The organism is Siminovitchia sp. FSL H7-0308 (assembly GCF_037980985.1).
GTDB classification, from domain to species: domain Bacteria; phylum Bacillota; class Bacilli; order Bacillales; family Bacillaceae_C; genus Siminovitchia; species Siminovitchia thermophila.
This window is the reverse complement of record NZ_CP150282.1, coordinates 80,910-101,715: the sequence shown is the minus strand read 5'-3', so window position 1 is coordinate 101,715 and position 20,806 is coordinate 80,910. Positions and strand designations below refer to the sequence as shown.

Below are 20,806 nucleotides of genomic sequence, written 5' to 3'. Positions count from 1 at the left end.
CGACTACATATTTCTTCGGTACTGGCCGCCAACTTCGTACAGCGCATTGGTAATTTGTCCCAAACTGGCCACTTTAACTGTCTCCATTAGTTCGGCAAAAATATTGCCGCCCTTCATGGCCGTTTCTTTCAATTTTTTCAGTGCTGTTTCTACTTGGTCTTCATGTTTCTCCTGGAATTGCCGCAGGTTTTGGATTTGTGTTTCTTTTTCCTCTTTTGTAGCACGGGCCAACTCCATATTGTCCAATTCTTGCTCAGATGGGGGATTTGGATTCAGATACGTGTTCACACCGATAATCGGCAACTGCCCAGAGTGCTTGAGCATTTCGTAATACATCGATTCTTCCTGAATTTTACTGCGCTGGTATTGTGTTTCCATCGCGCCAAGAACGCCTCCGCGGTCATTTAACTTCTCGAACTCTTTCAATACAGCTTCCTCGACAAGATCCGTCAATTCCTCAATGATAAACGAACCTTGAAGCGGATTTTCATTTTTGGAAAGACCGTGTTCCTTTGTAATAATCATTTGAATCGCCATTGCCCTGCGGACAGATTCTTCCGTCGGTGTCGTAATGGCTTCGTCATACGCATTTGTATGAAGGGAATTGCAGTTGTCCTGCAAGGCCATGAGAGCTTGAAGCGTTGTGCGGATATCATTAAAGTCAATTTCCTGGGCATGCAGCGATCTGCCCGATGTCTGCACGTGATATTTCAACTTTTGACTTCGCTCATTCGCTCCATATTTTTCTCGCATGACAACCGCCCAAATCCGTCTCGCCACTCTCCCGATCACTGTATATTCAGGGTCAAGCCCATTTGAGAAAAAGAAGGACAGATTCGGTGCAAAATCATCAATATGCATGCCGCGGCTCAAATAATACTCGACATACGTAAAACCGTTGGCAAGCGTAAAAGCCAGTTGGGAAATTGGATTGGCTCCAGCTTCGGCAATATGATATCCGGAAATGGACACGGAGTAGTAATTTCTTACTTTATGGTCAATAAAATATTGCTGAATATCGCCCATCATGCGCAAGGCAAACTCCGTTGAGAAAATGCATGTATTTTGCCCCTGGTCTTCTTTTAAAATATCGGCCTGAACCGTACCGCGAACAGTTTGCAAGGTCCATGCCTTTACTTCTTCTTGTTCACTTGGCGTCAATTCCCTGCCAAGCTCCTCTTTTCTTTTTTCAACTTGTTGAAAGATCGCCGTATTCATAAACATGGCCAAAATAATCGGCGCAGGACCGTTAATTGTCATGGAAACGGATGTAGTGGGAGCGCATAAATCAAAGCCGGCATACAGCTTTTTCATATCTTCAAGTGTACAAATGCTCACGCCGCTCTCACCGACTTTGCCGTAAATATCCGGGCGGTAATCCGGATCTTCCCCATATAACGTGACTGAATCAAAAGCGGTACTTAACCGCTTGGCCGGATCGTCTTTTGATAAATAATGGAAACGGCGATTCGTTCTTTCCGGCGTTCCTTCTCCGGCAAACTGGCGTTTCGGATCTTCTCCTTGGCGTTTAAATGGGAACACTCCTGCTGTGTAAGGGAAGGAGCCGGGCACGTTTTCCTTATATACCCATTTTAAAATTTCTCCGTAATCTTCATATTTTGGAAGAACGACCTTTGGTATGGAGAGACCTGAAAGGCTTTTTACAGTCAACTCCGTAACAATTTCCCGATCGCGGATTTTTGTCACATATTTTTCCCCGGCGTATACTTCTTTTTTCTTTTCCCATGATTCTAGTACTTCCTTTGATTCCGGGGTAAGCTGCTTGGCGGTCTCTTCTTTTAAAGTTTGAAGAGCCTCCAGCGCTTCACCATTTGCCTCTTCCTCTTTTAAAGCGGCGATTACACCTTCCAATTGGAACAGCTTCCGGGCAATACGGACCTGTTTTTCTGCCGCTTTATGGTACCGGTGGACTGTATCGGCAATCTCCCGTAAATAATGCTGCCTGCTGACCGGAATAATGACATCCTTCTTTTCAACTTTTTCCGAAGTGGAAAAAGTTGTTTGCCAATCCGTTCCGGCTTTTTCATTGATTTTTTCCATTAGTGCGGCAAATAAGGCATTCGTACCCGGATCATTAAACTGGCTCGCTATCGTGCCATATACAGGCATTTCTTCCAAATCCCGGTCAAATAACATATGGCTGCGTTGATATTGCTTACGTACCTGATTTAACGCATCCTCTGAACCCTTTTTCTCAAATTTGTTGATAACGACAAGGTCGGCAAAGTCGATCATATCAATTTTTTCCAGTTGGGTTGGCGCCCCGAATTCACTTGTCATGACATACATCGATACGTCGCTTATCTCCCGAATCTCCGCATCCCCCTGCCCGATCCCGCTCGTTTCGACAATCACAAGGTCCATCCCGGATGCTTTTACAACGTTGATCGCATCTTTGATCGCTTGTGACAATTCATTTTTCGATCCTCTTGTAGCAAGACTTCTCATGTATATTCTTGGTGAGAAGATGGCGTTCATTCGAATTCGGTCGCCCAGAAGCGCGCCGCCGGTTTTCTGTTTCGTCGGATCTACTGATAGAATAGCCGCTTTTTTCTCTGGCAGCTCATGAAGAAATCGGCGGATCAGCTCATCCGTCAATGAACTTTTACCGGCGCCGCCCGTCCCTGTTATTCCAAGCACTGGAACATCCCGGGCCAGCTGTTTTATTTCTGAAAATATTTCCCCGTATGCGTCCAAGTCAGGGTCCAGCACCTTCTGTTCAGCGATGGAAATCAGTTTGGAGACCGCCGATATGTCCCCCGTTTGCAGTTTTTCCACTTCTTCGGGCAGAGATTGGGGAATTGTCGGAAAATCACATTCCCGCAACATCAAGTTGATCATCCCCTGCAGGCCAAGTTCCCTGCCATCATCGGGAGAAAAAATCCGCGCTATCCCGTAATCATGTAATTCCCTTATTTCACGGGGAATGATCACGCCGCCTCCCCCTCCGAATATCCGAATATGGGGCGCTTCTTTTTCTTTTAATAAATCATGCATATATTTAAAATATTCAACATGCCCCCCCTGATAAGAAGATACTGCAATCCCTTGAACATCCTCCTGAATAGCAGCATGAACAACTTCTTCGACCGAACGGTTATGTCCCAGATGGATGACTTCTGCACCGCTTGACTGTAAGATTCTCCGCATAATATTAATGGAAGCGTCATGCCCGTCAAACAAGCTGGATGCCGTTACAAATCGGATGTGGTTTTTCGGCCTGTATACATCAGTTACCATATTCGTCATTCTCCTCCCACTTCTACTTGTTTCTTGAATCCTTTTATCCCTGAAAAAAGCAAATCGGTTTGGAGTTGAATATATTCATCAATCGTACATGTTTTTTGCAATGCCCAGCGCCTGAATCCCCACATTTGTCCTTGGACAAAAATATTGTGCGCCAATAATTGCTGCTGCTCATTATTGATCTCCAGCTCCCCATTTTCAACACAGCGCCGGATCAATTCCTCAAACATCCCGACCATTTCCAACTCTTTCTTTAATACATATGCCAAAGCTCCATTTGTTAAAGCTTTTGCTTCCTGATACATGACAAGCACTTCATCCTGCATTTCGTCCACGATTCGGAAATAATGGTCAATTCCCAGTTTCAGGCTTTCCAATGTTCCCGCTTTCAGGTCAATGCTGTAAAAACGCTCTTTTACCTGCTCATAAATGCTGTCACAGACGAGAAACAGGACATCTTCCTTCGTTCTAATATATTCATAGAGCGTACCGATGCTGAAGCCGGCAGCCTTGGCAATTTCCCTCGTTGTCGTTCGGTGAAATCCTTTTTTCTTAAAAAGAGAAACAGCACCGCGGATCATCTGGTTTCTTCTTTTTTCGATCAACCGCTCATCTTTGACAGAGGCTTTTATTGTCCGTTTTACTGTCAACGGTATATTCACCTTCTTTCTCATTTAATTTGTCAGCATTCTAGAAATGACAAGCCTTTGAATTTCTTGTGTTCCCTCATATATTTGGGTGATTTTCGCATCGCGCATGTATCGTTCGACCGGATAGTCCTTCGTATAGCCGTACCCGCCGAAAATTTGCACCGCTTCCGTTGTTACTTTCATCGCGGTGTCTCCCGCCATCAGCTTTGACATGGCTGATTCTTTTCCGTAAGGCAAACCTTCAGACTCCAGCCAAGCAGCCTGGTATGTTAATAGACGGGAAGCTTCAATGGCCGTGGCCATATCGGCAAGTTTGAAAGAAATGGCCTGGTTATCGGCTATCGGCCTTCCGAACTGTTTTCGGTCCTTCGCATAAGCCAGCGCCGCGTCAAGTGCCCCCTGTGCAATGCCGACTGCTTGGGCGGCGATTCCATTTCTGCCGCCATCCAGCGTCATCATCGCTATTTTGAATCCTTGCCCTACTTCCCCCAGCATATTTTTCTTCGGCACTTTACACTCATCAAAAATGATTTCGGTCGTCGGTGAAGAGCGAATCCCGAGTTTTTTCTCTTTTTTGCCCACAGAGAAGCCTTCGAAGTCTTTTTCAATAATAAAAGCGGTGGAGCTCCGTTTATCGTTCGGGTCCGTTAATGCAAAAACAATGTATATATCCGCAATTCCTCCGTTTGTAATAAATATTTTCGATCCGTTCAAGACAAAGTGATCCCCGTCATCGCGCGCTGTCGTTTTCATAGCCCCCGCGTCTGATCCTGACCCCGGCTCTGTCAATCCGTATGCGCCCATTTTTGTTCCTTCAGCCATTGGCTTCAAATATGTTTGTTTTTGCTCCTCTGTACCGAACTTATATACCGGCCAGCCCGCCAAAGAAGTATGAGCCGAAAGCGTCACGCCAATGGAAGCGCAAACACGTGATAATTCTTCTACTGCGATACAATAAGCTAAATAATCACTGCCAATCCCGCCATATTGTTCCGGCCAGGGGATGCCTGTCAGTCCGAGATCAGCCATTTGTTTGAATATATCCATGTCAAAGCGTTCTTCTTCATCACGTATCGCTGCTGTTGGTTCCACTTCGTTTACCGCAAAGTCCCGCACCATTTTTCGAATCATTTCATGCTCTTCACTCAATTTAAAATTCATCCCAACCACTCCTTTAGTTCAACAAATGTTTGCTAATCACCATTCTCTGGATTTCACTCGTACCTTCATATATTTCTGTCACTTTGGCATCCCTGAAAAACCTTTCAACGGGATACTCTTTCGTATAACCGTAGCCCCCGAACACCTGAACTGCCTCAATGGCCGTCTCCACCGCTGTTTTGGAAGCGAACAATTTGGCCATTGATACTTCTTTGACACACTGTTCGCTAGAAGAACACATCGCCGCAGCCCGGTACACAAGAAGCCTGGCGCTTTCCACATTTGTCGCCATGTCCGCCAGTTTAAAAGCAATTCCCTGTTGTTCTGATATCGGCTTTCCAAACTGTTTTCTTTCCGTAGCATATTTCGTCGCGGCTTCTAACGCCGCTTCTGCGATGCCAAGCGCCTGGGCCGCAATGCCGATACGGCCGGTATTTAAATTCGACAGAGCGATTTTAAAACCATTTCCTTCTTCACCGAGCAGATTGTCTGCCGGAACTTTCATGTCCTCAAACGTGATGGCAACGGTTCTTGATCCATTGAGTCCCATTTTTTTCTCATCTTTGCCGATCACAAGCCCGGGCGTGCCTTTTTCAACGATAAAAGCTGAAACGCCCCGTTTTCCCCGGCTCGGATCTGTTACGGCAAAAACAATATAAATATCTGCTTCGCCGCCGTTTGTAATAAAGACTTTAGAGCCGTTAATCATGAAGTCATTTCCTTTACGGACCACGCTCGTTTTGATCGCGCCGGCATCCGATCCTGCCCCCGGCTCTGTCAAACAGAATGCGGCCAGCGCCTTGCCCGTGGCCAATTTTCTAACATACTTCTTCTTTTGCGCTTCCGTTCCAAATTTTAATATCGGGTTTGTACCAACAGATGTATGGACGGATAAGATAACTCCTACTGTAGCACTTACTTTGGAAAGCTCATTTATGGCAATAATGTAGGAGATAAAGTCCATGCCGGATCCGCCATAGTGTTCCGGAACAGTAATTCCCATCAAGCCGAGCTCTCCCATTTTATTTAAAATCTGTCGCGGGAACTTTCCATTTTCCATTTCTTCTACAAACGGTTCTATCTCGCTTTTAGCAAACTCGCGAACCATTTTCCTCATCATCAATTGTTCTTCCGTCAACCGAAGGTCCATGCTCATTCCCTCCCTGATGTATCCCGGCGCGGTTATTCATACTTGTAAAAACCGCGTCCCGCCTTTTTGCCGAGCCAACCCGCTTTCACATATTTCCTCAATAGTGGGCATGGGCGGTATTTATCGTCGCCGAACCCTTCATGAAGGGTTTCCATAATGTATAGACAGGTATCCAGTCCGATAAAATCTGCAAGAGTGAGCGGTCCCATCGGATGATTCATTCCAAGCTTCATCACTTCATCGATCGCTTCTTCTGTGGCCACCCCTTCATACAATGTGTAAATGGCTTCATTGATCATGGGCATGAGTACCCGGTTTGAAACAAATCCCGGAAAATCATTCACTGCAACAGGGACCTTTTTCAAACTTTTCGTCATGCTTTCGATCGACTGGTACACTTCATCTTCCGTGGCGAGCCCCCGGATAATTTCAACGAGTTGCATGACCGGGACGGGGTTCATAAAGTGCATGCCGATTACTTTCCCCGGCCGCTTTGTTGCAGCTGCTATTTCCGTAATCGGGAGTGAAGATGTATTTGACGCCAAGATAGCATGGGCAGGAGCATGCTTATCAAGTGTTTCAAAAATCCGTGTCTTGACTTCCATATTTTCAATAGCTGCTTCGATGACGACATCGGCTTTCTCCGCATCCTTTACATCGGTCGATGTGGTGATCCTGCCGATAATGTTATATTTCTCGTTTTCTGTTATTCTCTCTTTTTGCACTTGCCGATCCAGATTTTTCTCAATAACGCTTAGTCCTTTATCAACAATATCTGTTTGCAGATCATTTAAAAAAACTTGATAACCAGCCTGCGCGCATACTTGGGCAATCCCTGAACCCATTTGTCCCGCTCCTACAACGAATACGTTTTGAATTTCCATCGTTTTTCCTCCCTCAGTTTGTTTTGGGCACTTCAATCATGACAGCATCTCCCTGGCCTCCGCCGGAACATATTGAGGCGATGCCCAGTCCGCCGCCGCGTCGCTTTAATTCGTATGCGAGCGTTATCAAAATTCGGGCGCCGCTTGCGCCGATTGGATGTCCCAAAGCTACCGCCCCGCCATTTACATTCACTTTTTCATGATCAAGATGGGCAATTTTGCCACTCGTCAAAGCGACAGCTGCAAATGCCTCGTTAATTTCAAATAAGTCGATCTCCTCCAAGATCTTACCCGTTTTTTCAAGCAGCTTATGAATCACGAGTCCCGGTGTCTGAGGAAAGTCTTTTGCTTCAACTGCGACTTCTGCGTGACCGATGATGTATGCGAGCAGTTCCTTCCCTTCTCGTTTCGCCCGCTCTTCGTTCATTAATACAACCGCCGCCGCACCATCGTTGACACCCGGTGCATTTCCTGCCGTAATCGTTCCGTCCCCATCAAAGGCCGGCTTTAGTTTCGCAAGTTTCTCCAAAGTAGTATCTTTTCTCGGCGCTTCGTCTTCCGTCACAATGAGTGGCTCTCCTTTTCGCCGCGGGACTTCGACCGGAACGATTTCTTCGGCCAGCACTCCTTTTTCCATTGCGGCAAGCGCCCGTTCATGGCTTCTAAGCGCCCATTCATCCTGGGCTTCTCTTGTAATCTCAAACTCTCTGGCCGTACGATTTCCGTAATTCCCCATGTGAACCCCGGAAAAGGCACACGTCAATCCGTCGTAAATCATTAAGTCGACCAAATGAGCATCACCCATTTTATACCCCCATCGTGCCTTTGGCAGAACATAGGGTGCATTGGACATCGACTCCATTCCTCCAGCGACAATTACTTCTTCATCACCAGCTCGGATGATTTGATCCGCAAGCGTAATGGCCCTCATTCCGGACGCACACACTTTATTGATCGTTTCCGTCTTAACTTCCCAAGGGACACCGGCTTTCCTTGCCGCCTGTCTCGATGGAATCTGCCCCTGTCCACCCTGCAAGACCGTTCCCAAAATCACTTCTTCGACTTCTCCAGGCTGTACGTTCGCACGCCGCAAAGCTTCCTTTACAGCAATTCCTCCAAGATCGGATGCTGTTAAAGAACCGAGTGCCCCTCCGAATTTTCCAAATGGCGTACGTGCTCCGGCTACCATTACTGACCTTGTCATCAATCCCACTCCTTTTTATTAACATCTTTTCATCTATGAAAATTTTTTCAATAAAGCTAAATTTCAGTCAGTAGAAGTTTTCTTCCATCTGCTGCTGAATGTTAGTTGAACCAATCAGGCATTGAGGTGCTGTTTTCTCCCACTTAGACTCTTTTGTATCAACTCAGGTCTTGAAGCGGTGTATATGGCACCTGACATGCGGGATAAATGAGGTTAAGCCCACAGGGGGGCATGCAGATATTGCTTCTCGATGTGGTATTCTTAGTTTGCGAAACGCAATCCGCCCAGTGATAAAAAATGAAACAAAGGCCCAGATTGAAAGCGTCCTGTTGTAAACTCAACCAGTGACGACCTTCCGCTTATCCTTCATGCGCTGACGATACGGCTGATTAGCGCTTCACTTACATTCGTACATCCTGTACGCCGCCATCCTTTTGTGACCGGAATCCCTCGATGTGTCGCTACCGAAGTTTTTACTTGTTCGGCGGTTATTGGCAACTGGATTCAACTCTGTGCTAAAGAGGGTTCGAGTGCTGCAAAGTTACCAACGTTTTTCTGCTCCCGCTACCACTCCAAGCCATGAGAGACACCCGCCACGTTCACTTTCTTCCTCTTGCATCCACTGAGTATATGCTCTGCCATGCTATGACTTTTCTACAGATTCATTTAGGATTTCTTTTTTTAAAAAAATCCAAAGCAGAATCAAAAATGATAAAAATGATAACAAGTGCCACAAAAACTGCAAACCAAATACTGTCATTCCCTAAACCGGTGAAGATTAATATCAGACCTAAAACAGTAATTATTATTTTTATAAACAACATCAACTTGTTCACAAATTCAATCCCTCCCTTTCATAATGTCAATCGTTAGATTTTCATGTTCATGCCGGTAGATTGATAATCTGAAAAAAGTGTATTATTGGAACTTACAAGCTTATCCTCCAATCGTTTTAGCGCGTTTATGCCAAGGGCGGAACCTCACTGCCAGCTGATAAACCGTTTACATTAAATTGACTGAACGCTCGCTCAACTTAAGAGCCAACGGGAAGGCGCTTCTGTTGAAGCACCTTGACCATTATGAAGCCTCCTTTTTCTCTTCCCCACAGACGGCTTTTTCAAGAAGCTCTGCCACATCATATGTCTGTACAGTGTCTTCCACTTCCTTTGCCTTCGTGCCATCTGACAACATCGTCAAGCAATATGGACAACCAGAACTAATAACGGAAGGGTCTGTTACAAGAGCCTGCTCTGTCCTGGCCACGTTAATCCGCTGGCCTGTATCTTCTTCCATCCACATCAATCCGCCGCCAGCTCCACAGCACATCCCGTTTTCCCGGGTGCGCTCCATTTCCACAAGGGTTACCCCGGGAATTGATTTTAAAATGTCACGCGGCGGATCATACACTTCGTTATATCTTCCAAGATAACAAGAATCATGGAAAGTGATTTTTTCATTCACCTCATACTTTGGCTGTAAGCGTCCTTCCGCCACCAATTGCGCAAGCAATTCTGTATGGTGATATACTTCCGCTTCCAAACCAAAGTCGGGATATTCATTTTTAAAAATATTATATGCATGCGGGTCAATTGTTACAATTTTTCGCACATTGTTTTTCTCAAATTCTTTAATATTGGCCGCAGCCAATTCCTGAAATAGAAACTCATTTCCAAGGCGGCGCGGCGTATCTCCGGAGTTTTTCTCTTTGTTTCCGAGAATCGCGAACTTAACGCCGGCTTCATTCAACAGTTTGGCGAAAGAGAGAGCAATTTTCTGGCTTCTGTTGTCAAAAGCCCCCATTGCACCAACCCAAAGCAAGTATTCAAATTCTTCGCCGGATTTCTTCATTTCTTTCACCGTCGGAACATGAACATCATCACGCAAATCTCGCCAATTTTCTTTCTCTTTTCGATTCAATCCCCACGGGTTTCCTTGTCTTTCAATATTTTGCATCGCTCTTTGTGCATCAGGGTCCATTTTTCCTTCTGTTAAAACGAGATAACGCCGCATATCTATAATGTGGCTTACGTGTTTGTTCATAACCGGGCACTGGTCTTCACAGTTCCGGCATGTTGTGCACGCCCACAGCTCCTCTTCTGTAATGATATCCCCGATCATGCTCGGCTGATACTCCAATGCCGCTGCGGCTTCCTCGGCTCCTTCTGTGCTGCCCGCTTTTGCGATTCTGTTTCCAAGCGTATTGGCAAATGCATATGCCGGCACCCAAGGCTGCTTTCTTGTAACAGCTGCCCCGTAATTCGTCAAATGGTCACGCAGCTTAATCATAATATCCATCGGCGACAGCATTTTTCCTGTACCTGTCGCAGGACACATATTTGTACAGCGGCCGCATTCCACACACGCGTATAAGTCAAGAAGCTGAAGATCTGTAAATTCATCAATTTTTCCTACACCGAATGTCTCGGCGGACTCATCCTCAAAATCAATCGGCTTCAACTTCGCGTCGTTGTCAAGCGGCTCCAGGTACACATTAGCCGGACCGGCAATTAAATGGGCGTGCTTCGATTGAGGCACATATACTAAGAAAGCGAGTAATAGAAGCAGATGCACCCACCACGCGACGTAAAACACAACCGCCGCTGCGAACGGGCTCATCCAGCCAAACAGTGCCGCAATGCCTGACGCAACAGGCTCCGTCCATGTAAGATTTTCCCCTTCCCAGATGAGGGCCATTCCGTTCCCCAGAAGGACGGAAGCCATCAGTCCGCCAATAAAAAGCAATACGAGCCCAGCATAAAATCCCCGCTTTAAGCGCACAAGCTTTTCAATGTAACGGCGGTAAAACGCCCAGGCCACCGCCACTAAAATGACAAGCGTGACAAGCTCCTGGAAAAAAGTAAATCCCGGATAAAGAGGGCCAAGCGGAAGATGGGATCCCGGTGCAAGCCCTTTCCAAATAAAATCAATTGCCCCAAATTGCACGAGAATGAAACCATAAAAAAACATCACATGGATAATGCCGCTTTTTTTATCCTTTAAAAGCTTTTTCTGCCCAAACACATACGTCCAAATATTTTTAAGCCTTTCTTTCACATTGCGATCAAACTCTTCTTTTTTTCCCAGTTTAATAAATTGAATCCGTGTTCTTACCACATACACAAACAAGTAAACGCCGTAAGCGGTTACGAATACAAAAGCAAGCCAATTCAGCAATAGCAATCCATCCATAACAGTTGGTGCCCCCTTCTCATCTATTTTTAAAACCGGCACTTTTCCGAATCTTGTTACTACCATTATATAATGAATGAGCATTCAGTCAAGATGGAACCTGCTATGGATTCGAGAAATTCTATTATGATTCATCAAAATTCGTTCATGTAAACGGGTGGTTTACTTTAGGGATGAAAGCCTCTATTGCTGAAAGTTCGCCAACCGTCCTACTCTTCCGGCTAACCCCAAAATGCCCTATCCTTTTTATTTTTTCTCTTTGCTTCTACCTGTAAAAGCGAAGCTTTTTTTAACCCTCGCAATAAACTATTCGGAACCACACGCCCATCCTATGGTTTTCCTTTACACAATAAAGGAAGGCTGCCCAAACCGGACAGCCTTCAGCTTCTTTTCCCTAATTTTCTTCGTATTAAAATGACGGCAAACACCGGGGCCCCGATCAATGCGGTAATCACTCCGATCGGAAGCTCGGCAGGATCGATGATCGTTCTAGCCACAAGATCTGCCAAGATGAGGAAAGACGCTCCCGCCAAAACAGAAAGCGGAAGCAAGTGTTTATGGTCCGGCCCCCAGACAATTCTCACCAGATGGGGAATGACAAGACCCACAAAACCGATCGTTCCCGACACTGCGACAGCCGCCCCTGTCAGGACAGAGCTGGACGCCAAGACGGCCACCTTTCTTGGGCCTACGTTGACGCCAAGATGTTTGGCCCGTTCTTCTCCAAAAGCGATCGCATTCAGTTCACGCGCGTTCCAAAAAAGAATAAGGCTGCCGACCAGTAAAAACGGCAAAATAATTTTCACAAAGCTCCAGCCCCTCATCGAGACGCTTCCCAAAAGCCAGCCGATGATTTGGCGCAGCTCCTCTCCGGATAAAGCAATCATCAACGAGATAAAGGCGCCAAGGAAAGAGCTAAAAATAATCCCCGTCAATATGATCGTTTCCACTTTCATCGTTCTGTCAATGCTGCGCGCAAAAGAAAGTACCAAAATGACGGTAATAAATGCGCAAACAATGCTTAATAGCGGCAGTGTATACATTCCAACCAAAGGCAGGGACAATTGATAAAAAAGTGTAATGACCGCGCCAACTGAAGCGCCCGATGAAACACCGAGCGTATAAGGGTCCGCCAGTGGATTGCGCAACAGCCCTTGAAAAGCAGCTCCGGCAATCGCCAAAGCCGCTCCCACCAGTCCGGCAAGCACGACGCGGGGCAAACGAATATTCATGACAATATTCGTATACATGGGATCAGAGGGAAATTCGATCGGAAGGTAAAAAGCTTCACTGCCAATAATGCGTGCAACATCCAGTATGGGCACCTTTACGGAACCCGTCGAGATACTGACAAGCATTACGGCAATCAACAGCCCGATCGCAATGATATAGGGAAAAAAAGGATTATTCTTTGAAAACATCCGGATAAACAGCCTTTGCAAGCTCCTCTACTCCTTCAGCCAAACGTGGGCCGGATCGGCTCACCAAATCTTCGTTGACCGCAATGACCCGTTCTTCCTTTACCGCGTTCATATCTTGCCAGCCAGTGCGTGCCATTACTGCATCGGTAGCATTTTCCACATAACTATAATTGACGATGATCACATCGGGATTCATCGCAATAATGGCCTCTTCATTCATTTTTGGCCACCCTTCTTCTTCCACAGCGTTTTTCGCGTTAATAATAGCCAGCATTTCATCCATAAAGGTGTTTTTCCCGGCTGCATACATTTCGGGAGGAGGGGAGAGCTCGACAAAAACCGACTTCTTCTCTTCTTCTTGAATCTTCTCTGCTTTTTCCTTGATTTCTTCCAGTTTGGATTTCATTTCTTGTACGACTTCTTCTGCTTCTTTTTCATGTCCCGTGGCTTTCCCAATCATCTCAATCGTTTCATACGTATCACTAAAGCTCTGCGCGTTATGTACAACAAGAACTGTCACACCGCTTTCCTCAAGCTGCTTTAATCCGCCTTCCCATACGTCCATTCCTGATCCATGGGCAAGAACAAGATCCGGTTCGAGAGAAATGATTTTTTCCACATTTAACTCCATTCCGGCAACCTTTTCTTTTTTCGCCGCTTCCTCAGGATAATCGTCGTTCTCATTAACACCCACCACTTCATTGCCTGCACCGATTGCATACACAATTTCCGTATTGCTCGGAATCAGCGAAACGATTCTTTCCGGTTTCTTTTCAATCGTGACTTCTTTGTCCACTCCATCTTTAATCGTTATCGGAAAACCCGTTTCCTTGGCTTCATCCGTCGTCTTAGGTTCCACGCTTTCATTCTTTGGTTCATCTTTGCTTCCGCAGCCAGCCAACAGCCCGGCCACAAGGAAAAGCGCGGCTAATAACATATGTATTCTTTTCACCAAATCCATCCCCATTTCTTTTTAAAAATAAAAAACACCTCCATGCAGAGATGTTCAGGAAAACACAACCAGTGCCAGATAAAATCATACTTTATTTATCCGAGCTTCATCTCCCCATCCTCGCAGGTTGACTTGTAGAGGTGAAATCGGCAGGTCTCCTGGCTTATGATCATCGCTTCCTGCCCCTTCCCGTACCAAAACACAGTGGGTTATCTCAGGACGCTCCCATTTTACAGTGGCGGGACCGCGTTGGATTTGCACCAACTTCCCTTTTCAGCTTTTTACTGAATGTTCCGAAACAGATTTTCAACAAAAAGCCACCGATTGCCTAAACATATGGAGTTATACAGATATTATACATGAAAAACTTTCGTTTCACAGCTTTTTCCTTTTCCAAAATGGGAATACTAAACGGGCATATATTCATGGACAGGAGGGGGGTTCTCATTGAAGTGGCTTGCCTGCTTTACAGCAATTGTTATCATTTTAGTCTCATTTTGCATGACCGACTATTATATCGGCCGCTTTATTGCCCGAAAAAGAGGCAAACCGCCGCAATCCCCCTTGAGAAAAAGCGACATCACACTGCTTGTCCGGGGAACTGACTTGTTTATCCAGTATTTTGATGACCTCTATAACGCCCGATCAAGCATTCACGTATTATTTTACATAGTAAGAAACGACTCGTTTGGCAAGCTGTTTTTCGACATTTTGATGGACCGTGCAAAAAGTGGTGTCAAAGTCCGGCTGCTGCTCGATTGGTTTGGATCAAGAACGGTGTCCAAACAACTCATCCAAAAAGCCCGGAGGAACGGGGTCGAAGTGCATTATTGCAACACCCCTCGCCTGCCGTTTCTCTTTTTTACCCTCCAACGCCGCAACCACCGGAAAATCACTGTGATTGATGGAAAGATCGGTTATGTGGGGGGCTATAATATTGGAGAAGAGTACATTGACCTTGATTCACTTCTTTCTCCTTGGCGGGACTATCACTTGCGCATTGAAGGAACGGGGACAGCCGATTTACAGAGCGTTTTTTTGCGGGATTGGAAACGAGCGACGGGGGTAACAGATTTCGATGAACAAGCTTTATTCCCTTCGCTCGCTGAAGGGCCTATTACCCATCGCTTTTTCCCAACAGAAGGGGTTGGTGCAGAAGAGGAAATCATCCGCCATATTGAAAAGGCTACTAACAGCATTTTCATTGGCACCCCTTACTTCATTCCACCGAAAAAAGTCATGGCTTCTCTTGAAAAAGCTTTGGAAAACAATGTAAAAGTGACGATTCTTGTACCAAGAATGTCCGACCATCCCATCGTCAAAGAAGCATCATTTCCCTACCTGCGGAAGATACTGGCCAAAGGAGGCACCGTATATCAATACAAAGAAGGATTTTTCCATGCGAAAGTTCTCTTGTTTGATGATGCTGTTTGTGACATCGGCACAGCCAATTTCGACTATCGAAGCTTATTGTTAAATAAGGAAATCAATTGCTTTATATACGACCATGAATTTATTGCCCATGTCAAAAAAATAATTGCCGAAGACATCATGCAATCGACACAATTAAGTCACCGCGACCTTCAAGCGGTGAACATCCGTTTCCGGATAATAGAATGGATTGGAGGTTTGATAAAAGGGTTGTTATAGCGCATAAACTGTTTTTTCCAGGGCCAGCCCTTTATAGTGCCCAAGATGCATTTCCGCTCCACAATGTGTACCAGAAAACATGGGCAGAGCTGTTGGTGCTTTATCATCTTTAAAAACCACACTCACTAACCACGCTTATAGATTTCTAGTGGTATGCCAAATAAATACAGCTGATGCTCTGGTTCATGGATTGGTTCACACTTATGCTTTTCTTCTTTTCTCGGTCTTGGATACCTATTTGGATCGAAAGCTTTGGAGACCCGGTTTTAACGAAAGCTGGAAGCGACCGGTTCGTCATCATGCTCACTTATTGCTTTTGACCGACCTTCTGTTATCGAAAATCTTTATTGCATTCGCAAGACTGTTGGCAAGTCGCATGGATGTTACATTGCCAGTTCATACATTTTTTCACTTGCCAAATAGAACAATAAACCCATGGACTGTATCGGTCATTCCTTCCAGCTTTTCACCCTTTCGTTCAGTAAACGGAAATCTCCTGGGTGTCCTCTAGGGCGCAAATGGCATCCAGCAGCAAGTTTCCTTGATTGATCCGGCAATTCCCTTGTTCGCCAGCGCTACCCGAACCTGAACAGCCTGTTTGGTCTTGGTCATCTATCGGAAGAATCATCCTCCCCCTGATCTTCCGGAGAGGTTTTTTATCTGTGTTTTTACGACTCATTGGTTGCTTGGTTGTTGATGGAGGCCTAGCCGTTTCGGAAGTGCGCCAAATGGCTCATTTTCAAAAAAAAGATGACAAGCGAATGAAGAGTGGAAGATACGGATTTTCTGAAATTTGTCTTCTACTGTCTCTTGCTCACTTACATTCAGGTGTTCCGTGGATGATCAGCGCTCGAGGGGAAAAGCCTTGTTCCGCTGAATCGCATCTCCCCACTGGATAGATTTATTTTGGCTTCGACCATTTAACTTGCCGCCAAATGAAAAAAATCTTTATCATAATACAAGTTGATCAGTAATGTGTTCGTATAGATTTCCGCCTACTCTTGCATATAACTTTGACAAAAAAAAAGGGAAACCTTAGTTATTAAGGAGACCCTATTGAACCTCTTCTATAATATTATTATTTTCTAGTCCAGTATACAGATTATCCGCTACTTGTTTTAATTGTTCCCAGCTGGCTTTTGATATTTGCAAATCTTCTTTTAATAACTCAAAATCTTTTGAGTCAAAATTATCTACATTATCTAACAGGTTACGATATTTTGCCCCTATTACATTCCAGAGGTTGGATATACTTTGGAGTGAGTTAATGGCTTTATCAGTAGTGTCTGCCATATAATTTAGTTTGCTTTGTATATCTGTTACAAGAATCAGTTCCTTTTCTATTCCAGCTATTTTCTCTTCTAGTTTAGCTATTTCCTCATCCGCATGATTTTTTTCTTTAACAGCGCTATCAATCATTGGTCCACCAGCTATACAAGTAATTAAAGCTAAGCATAGTATGGCACCACCAGCTATTTTTCCGTTCGCACTACTAATAACACTGTTGTAATACTCAATTTGTTTTCTCATTAATGGGATATCCGCATTTGATGTGGAAAGACTGGTTTGCAGCTCGTTCACGTTTCCTTTCAAGCTCCTGACATCGTTACTTAACCTGTCTCGAAACTTCATTAAATCTTCCACCATTACATCCACTTTTTGGTTATATTCCAGTATACTCTGATATAATTGGGATATTTCGGCTTCTAATTTTTGGTTGTTTTTTTGTTCAATAGCCTCTAACATGCTATCGTAATGGTTTTGAAACACATCATTGAAGTTGACGACCGTCTTGATCGACTGTCTCATATTAGGTTTTATATCATTTAACCAATCATTGGCGTTTGCTTGTGCGCTCGTCAGATTTTTTGTGATATTGCCTCTTAATTCATCATTGATGGAGGTTATACCATTTAAAGTTGGCAGTTCTTTATCCAAGATTGTTTGAGCATAGGAATCCAATATCGCTACATTTGAACCTGCATCTTTCAACGCTTCCTGAAAATTGTCAGGTCCGAGTTTATTTTCAGTTTGTTGTTGGGCAAATACCACACTTTTTGGTGTTATACAGGCTATTGTAAAAATAGTGATTATCATGATAACCAAAGTTTTTCTAAAACATTTCCTATTCATGTCTATCACCCATTTGGAGTTGGAAATAATATTTCCAATATTTTAGTTATATCAAAAATAAACATCTGCTGAGACAAGCTCTAAAGGAATACATTCCATTTTCAAGGAAAGGCTTCTTGCATAAGCAGTGCCAGCTGAACCCCGTCTAAAAAGACTGAGCATCTCTGCTCCTGCAAGAAGAGAAGTTTTCCTTAAAAAGATTTCATTTCATTTATCGCTTTTTCAATGTTAATCGGGTGTTTGGCTTTTGAAGCTATTGATTATCGACTACTTTAATCTCTTCCACGTATAAATTTTCGGCATAGCCTTTAATATTTTTCCAGCTTGCCTTGGCAATTTGCAGGTCTTCTTTTAAAAGATCAAATTCTTGTGGGCTTAAGACATCGATATTACGAATTAGACTTTTATATTTCGCGCCCATTGTGTTCCACTGTGTAGACATGTTTTGTAATGAATCGATCGCAATGTCGATGGTATCCGTTAAATATTGCATTTGTTGTTTTATGGCGGTTACACCGGCTAATTGGATTTCAGCATTTGTAACCTCTCCTGTGAGAGCTTTAATCTGTGCCTCTGCTTCATCTATACCTTTTTTAGCTAATACAATTCCTGCTGTTCCGCCACCGGTTAATCCGATTCCTCCGGCTATTAACCCAACACCTAGTGGCGTTCCGTAACCTGTGACTAATACAACTACTCCACCAACTATTGCAAGTGGACCGACGGCAGTTGCTACCGCAGAGCCAATTAGAATATTGTTATATTTATTTATAGCGTCATAGTATGTTTCTATTTGATTCTTAAGAAGCGGGATACCTGTTTCTTGACTCGCTAAAATAGTGGTTATCTCATTGGTATGGGCCTTTAAATTTTTTGTGTCCGATTCTAATTTTTCTCTGAATTTTTTTAGATCAACAATTAGTTTATCTACCGCCTGCTTGTTTTCCATAACACTGTCGGATAGTCTGGTTAACCTTGCGGTTAAAGCTGCTGGATCTTTTTGATCTGCCGCTTCTAATAGTTTTTCATAATAGCCTTCAAACTTATTGTCATAGTTAATGATATTTTCATTGGTTTGTATTAATTGTGGTTTTAACTGATCAAGCCATGTCTTGGCATTTTCTCTCGCATTACTTTGATCCTCCACTATTTTTGTTTGCAAAGGTATGGCTATGACACTAACATTTTTAAAGTTGATATCTGGCTGTTTAATGATGGTCAGTGCATACAGATCCATAACAAGTGCATTAGAGCCTGTTGTTTTTATGGCTTCGCGAAGGCCGTCCGGTCCTAATTGAAATTTCTTATAACTGTCAGTCTGGCTCACTTGTACAGCTTCTTGTTTCGCCGCTTCTGCACTAGCATAAGAAGGCGCAATCATACTAAATGCAACTGTTCCCGCCGTGACAATTACCATAATAGGCTTATACATTTTTTTGGCCACTTTTGGCACCTCCTTGAAAGAGCTAATTTATTTGATATTTGTGGTGAAACCTTCAAATTGTTTCGTCTGTTCGTCAATGTCACGAATAATAGCTTTGAGGTATTTCAATTGTTTTTGTAATTCGGCAGGAGTTATAGATCCTGATTCTACATCCTCTGCCAGGCTATTCATAACATTATTTAAAGCAGTAAATTCATTAGCAACTTTATCTAAAATAGTTACTTCGCGTTTAACCATTGCTTCAAAACCAACTATTTGGTCTTCCATGACAGTAACTTCTGTGATTTGCATTTCAACTTCTGATAGCTTTTTCATAAGCACTAGCAGCTCTTCGTGTTTTTGCTGGATAGATCTAGCATATTGTTTTGTTTCAAAGCTTTTAGCGTTCACCAATACTTTCCCCAGAGCTTCTAAGGACGCAACATCAATGGTCTTTGTATTACCACTCGTTTTAACTAAGTCGTAAATTTGCTTACCGAAATTAAATGAAAATTCTGATACTTCTTCGGGATTGTTTAATATTTTTAATAATTCTTCTTGGATTTCTGCCAAGAGCTTTTTAATTTGTTCTCCTAGTTTTACAGCTTCGCCGTTGTCTCCACTTAGTTCATGAATCGCTTTTTCAGCTCTTTCCGCCAAGGCTTGATTGTCCGAAATCAATAACCCTTTGTATGTATTCAAATCAGTAGATGTGTTTTGCATACTGATTTGAATATCTTCCACAGTATCTTGTAGTCGATTAAAGCGATTTAAAAATTCTTTTTTTTCTTGTTCATTATCAATTTGTCCTGCTAATTGATATAAACGGTTATAATACTGATCTGTCCTTTGACTTAAACTATTCAAGGACTCGTTTAAGTAGATTAACTTGGGGCTGTAATAATCAAGCCATTCACGCACATTCGACCTTGCGATTTGTTGATGATTATTTAAACTGCTCATGTTTTTTATATTTATGTTTGGTTGTTTTAGGATAACTAACCCGTATGATTGTAATAACGGATATTGAGAGCCCAATGTTCTGATCCAATTTGAAAATGTAATAGATGTTAAATCTTCTTTTGGTTGAGCTAACACATTTTTTGGCGCAATTGGACTTAGTATGATAGCTAAAATCATGACACCTGTTAATAGTTTTTTTATCATGGAAAAAGCCCCCCTCTATATCATTAAAATATCTTCCAAATGCTTTTAAACACCTATTTATAAATCGAGCAAGTAGAAGGTCTGATCCTAAGAGATCAACTAACTAAATAACGAATGGTAAATGAGTTACGAGTTTAAGAGTTGTAATGGAAAAGCAGCTTGGCGCATCTTTGAGTTGATTTCCACTTCCTTTTGATATTCGTGAAATGTTCCGAAGAAATGCTTGCAACGTAGTAGTGTTGGAGTTAAACGGGCTTTTCAGCTTGTGGAAAAGATTAACGGGCTTGCACTTGAATGACATAGCCTCTGTAATCAATATGAATGTTTCAAAAGCAAATAGACAGAAATTGAAAAATAATGAATGACCTACATTTCATTGCACTTTTATTTATCATTCAGTATTAGGCCCTCAAGATTATGTACAGAGTATCGACCACCCTTCACGAGCTGTGCAATAACACGCGTATCTTTGGCTTTTTCCTGGTTAATGATCATCTAGCTTTGGCTTTTTCCTGGTTAATCATCTAGCTTTTGATTTCTTTACCGGTACAAAAT

15 protein-coding genes and 1 riboswitch are annotated in these 20,806 nt (G+C 43.5%); of the genes, 1 reads left to right on the top strand and 14 read right to left on the bottom strand.

The genetic code is table 11. The annotated features are described in order from the left end of the window. Window positions 1-3: 3 nt before the first annotated feature. The 10 genes from icmF to MHB50_RS00425 form a co-directional block, all read right to left on the bottom strand. Window positions 4-3,270 (bottom strand): fused isobutyryl-CoA mutase/GTPase IcmF, encoded by a 3,267-nt coding sequence (gene icmF, locus MHB50_RS00470; protein WP_340084688.1) that lies wholly within the window; start codon window positions 3,268-3,270, stop codon window positions 4-6. Further along, window positions 3,267-3,917: a TetR/AcrR family transcriptional regulator gene (locus tag MHB50_RS00465; RefSeq protein ID WP_171973785.1), complete on the bottom strand. Its 651-nt coding sequence runs from the start codon at window positions 3,915-3,917 to the stop codon at window positions 3,267-3,269. Before MHB50_RS00465 ends, icmF begins: the two co-directional genes overlap by 4 nt. A gap of 24 nt (window positions 3,918-3,941) precedes the next feature. Next, window positions 3,942-5,078 (bottom strand): acyl-CoA dehydrogenase, encoded by a 1,137-nt coding sequence (locus MHB50_RS00460; RefSeq protein ID WP_077109650.1) that lies wholly within the window; start codon window positions 5,076-5,078, stop codon window positions 3,942-3,944. A gap of 13 nt (window positions 5,079-5,091) precedes the next feature. Continuing rightward, window positions 5,092-6,228: an acyl-CoA dehydrogenase gene (locus MHB50_RS00455; protein WP_340084687.1), complete on the bottom strand. Its 1,137-nt coding sequence runs from the start codon at window positions 6,226-6,228 to the stop codon at window positions 5,092-5,094. Between the two features lie 32 nt (window positions 6,229-6,260). After that, window positions 6,261-7,112, bottom strand: a complete 852-nt coding sequence (locus MHB50_RS00450; RefSeq protein ID WP_077109652.1) for a 3-hydroxybutyryl-CoA dehydrogenase — start codon at window positions 7,110-7,112, stop codon at window positions 6,261-6,263. 13 nt (window positions 7,113-7,125) lie between these two features. After that, on the bottom strand, window positions 7,126-8,316 hold the full coding sequence (locus MHB50_RS00445; protein ID WP_077109653.1) for an acetyl-CoA C-acetyltransferase: 1,191 nt from the start codon (window positions 8,314-8,316) through the stop codon (window positions 7,126-7,128). A 662-nt stretch (window positions 8,317-8,978) separates the two neighbouring features. Further along, complete coding sequence (locus tag MHB50_RS00440) at window positions 8,979-9,152, bottom strand: hypothetical protein (RefSeq protein ID WP_339161055.1); 174 nt, start codon at window positions 9,150-9,152, stop codon at window positions 8,979-8,981. Window positions 9,153-9,393: 241 nt separating this feature from the next. Beyond that, on the bottom strand, window positions 9,394-11,505 hold the full coding sequence (locus tag MHB50_RS00435; protein ID WP_205178888.1) for a 4Fe-4S dicluster domain-containing protein: 2,112 nt from the start codon (window positions 11,503-11,505) through the stop codon (window positions 9,394-9,396). A gap of 380 nt (window positions 11,506-11,885) precedes the next feature. Beyond that, a complete protein-coding gene (locus MHB50_RS00430) occupies window positions 11,886-12,947 on the bottom strand; it encodes an iron chelate uptake ABC transporter family permease subunit (protein ID WP_077109656.1) in 1,062 nt (353 codons plus the stop codon). Next, a complete protein-coding gene (locus tag MHB50_RS00425; protein WP_077109730.1) occupies window positions 12,910-13,878 on the bottom strand; it encodes an ABC transporter substrate-binding protein in 969 nt (322 codons plus the stop codon). Before MHB50_RS00425 ends, MHB50_RS00430 begins: the two co-directional genes overlap by 38 nt. Before the next feature lie 130 nt (window positions 13,879-14,008). After that, window positions 14,009-14,217: riboswitch (cobalamin riboswitch) on the bottom strand. 108 nt (window positions 14,218-14,325) lie between these two features. Here MHB50_RS00425 and cls point away from each other — a divergent pair. After that, entirely contained in the window at window positions 14,326-15,528 is a 1,203-nt protein-coding gene (cls, locus tag MHB50_RS00420; protein ID WP_236017005.1) for a cardiolipin synthase, read from the top strand. Between the two features lie 478 nt (window positions 15,529-16,006). Here cls and MHB50_RS00415 read toward each other — a convergent pair whose 3' ends face one another. The 4 genes from MHB50_RS00415 to MHB50_RS00400 all read right to left on the bottom strand — a co-directional run bounded on the left by MHB50_RS00415 (window position 16,007) and on the right by MHB50_RS00400 (window position 20,251). Beyond that, on the bottom strand, window positions 16,007-16,156 hold the full coding sequence (locus tag MHB50_RS00415) for a hypothetical protein (protein ID WP_171973787.1): 150 nt from the start codon (window positions 16,154-16,156) through the stop codon (window positions 16,007-16,009). 425 nt (window positions 16,157-16,581) lie between these two features. Further along, a complete protein-coding gene (locus MHB50_RS00410) occupies window positions 16,582-17,661 on the bottom strand; it encodes an HBL/NHE enterotoxin family protein (protein ID WP_339161050.1) in 1,080 nt (359 codons plus the stop codon). A gap of 253 nt (window positions 17,662-17,914) precedes the next feature. After that, complete coding sequence (locus MHB50_RS00405; protein WP_321189651.1) at window positions 17,915-19,105, bottom strand: HBL/NHE enterotoxin family protein; 1,191 nt, start codon at window positions 19,103-19,105, stop codon at window positions 17,915-17,917. A gap of 27 nt (window positions 19,106-19,132) precedes the next feature. Beyond that, window positions 19,133-20,251, bottom strand: coding sequence for an HBL/NHE enterotoxin family protein (locus tag MHB50_RS00400; protein WP_340084686.1), 1,119 nt, complete (start codon window positions 20,249-20,251; stop codon window positions 19,133-19,135). Between the last annotated feature and the right edge of the window lie 555 nt (window positions 20,252-20,806).

Coding starts and splice junctions, on each gene's coding strand:
- MHB50_RS00435 (WP_205178888.1), bottom strand. CDS start 11,505: ATGGATGGATTGCTATTGCTGAATTGGCTTGCTTTTGTATTCGTAACC.
- MHB50_RS00410 (WP_339161050.1), bottom strand. CDS start 17,661: ATGAATAGGAAATGTTTTAGAAAAACTTTGGTTATCATGATAATCACT.
- MHB50_RS00455 (WP_340084687.1), bottom strand. CDS start 6,228: ATGGACCTTCGGTTGACGGAAGAACAATTGATGATGAGGAAAATGGTT.
- MHB50_RS00415 (WP_171973787.1), bottom strand. CDS start 16,156: ATGATTCTTCCGATAGATGACCAAGACCAAACAGGCTGTTCAGGTTCG.
- MHB50_RS00445 (WP_077109653.1), bottom strand. CDS start 8,316: ATGACAAGGTCAGTAATGGTAGCCGGAGCACGTACGCCATTTGGAAAA.
- MHB50_RS00450 (WP_077109652.1), bottom strand. CDS start 7,112: ATGGAAATTCAAAACGTATTCGTTGTAGGAGCGGGACAAATGGGTTCA.
- MHB50_RS00400 (WP_340084686.1), bottom strand. CDS start 20,251: ATGATAAAAAAACTATTAACAGGTGTCATGATTTTAGCTATCATACTA.
- MHB50_RS00460 (WP_077109650.1), bottom strand. CDS start 5,078: ATGAATTTTAAATTGAGTGAAGAGCATGAAATGATTCGAAAAATGGTG.
- icmF (WP_340084688.1), bottom strand. CDS start 3,270: ATGACGAATATGGTAACTGATGTATACAGGCCGAAAAACCACATCCGA.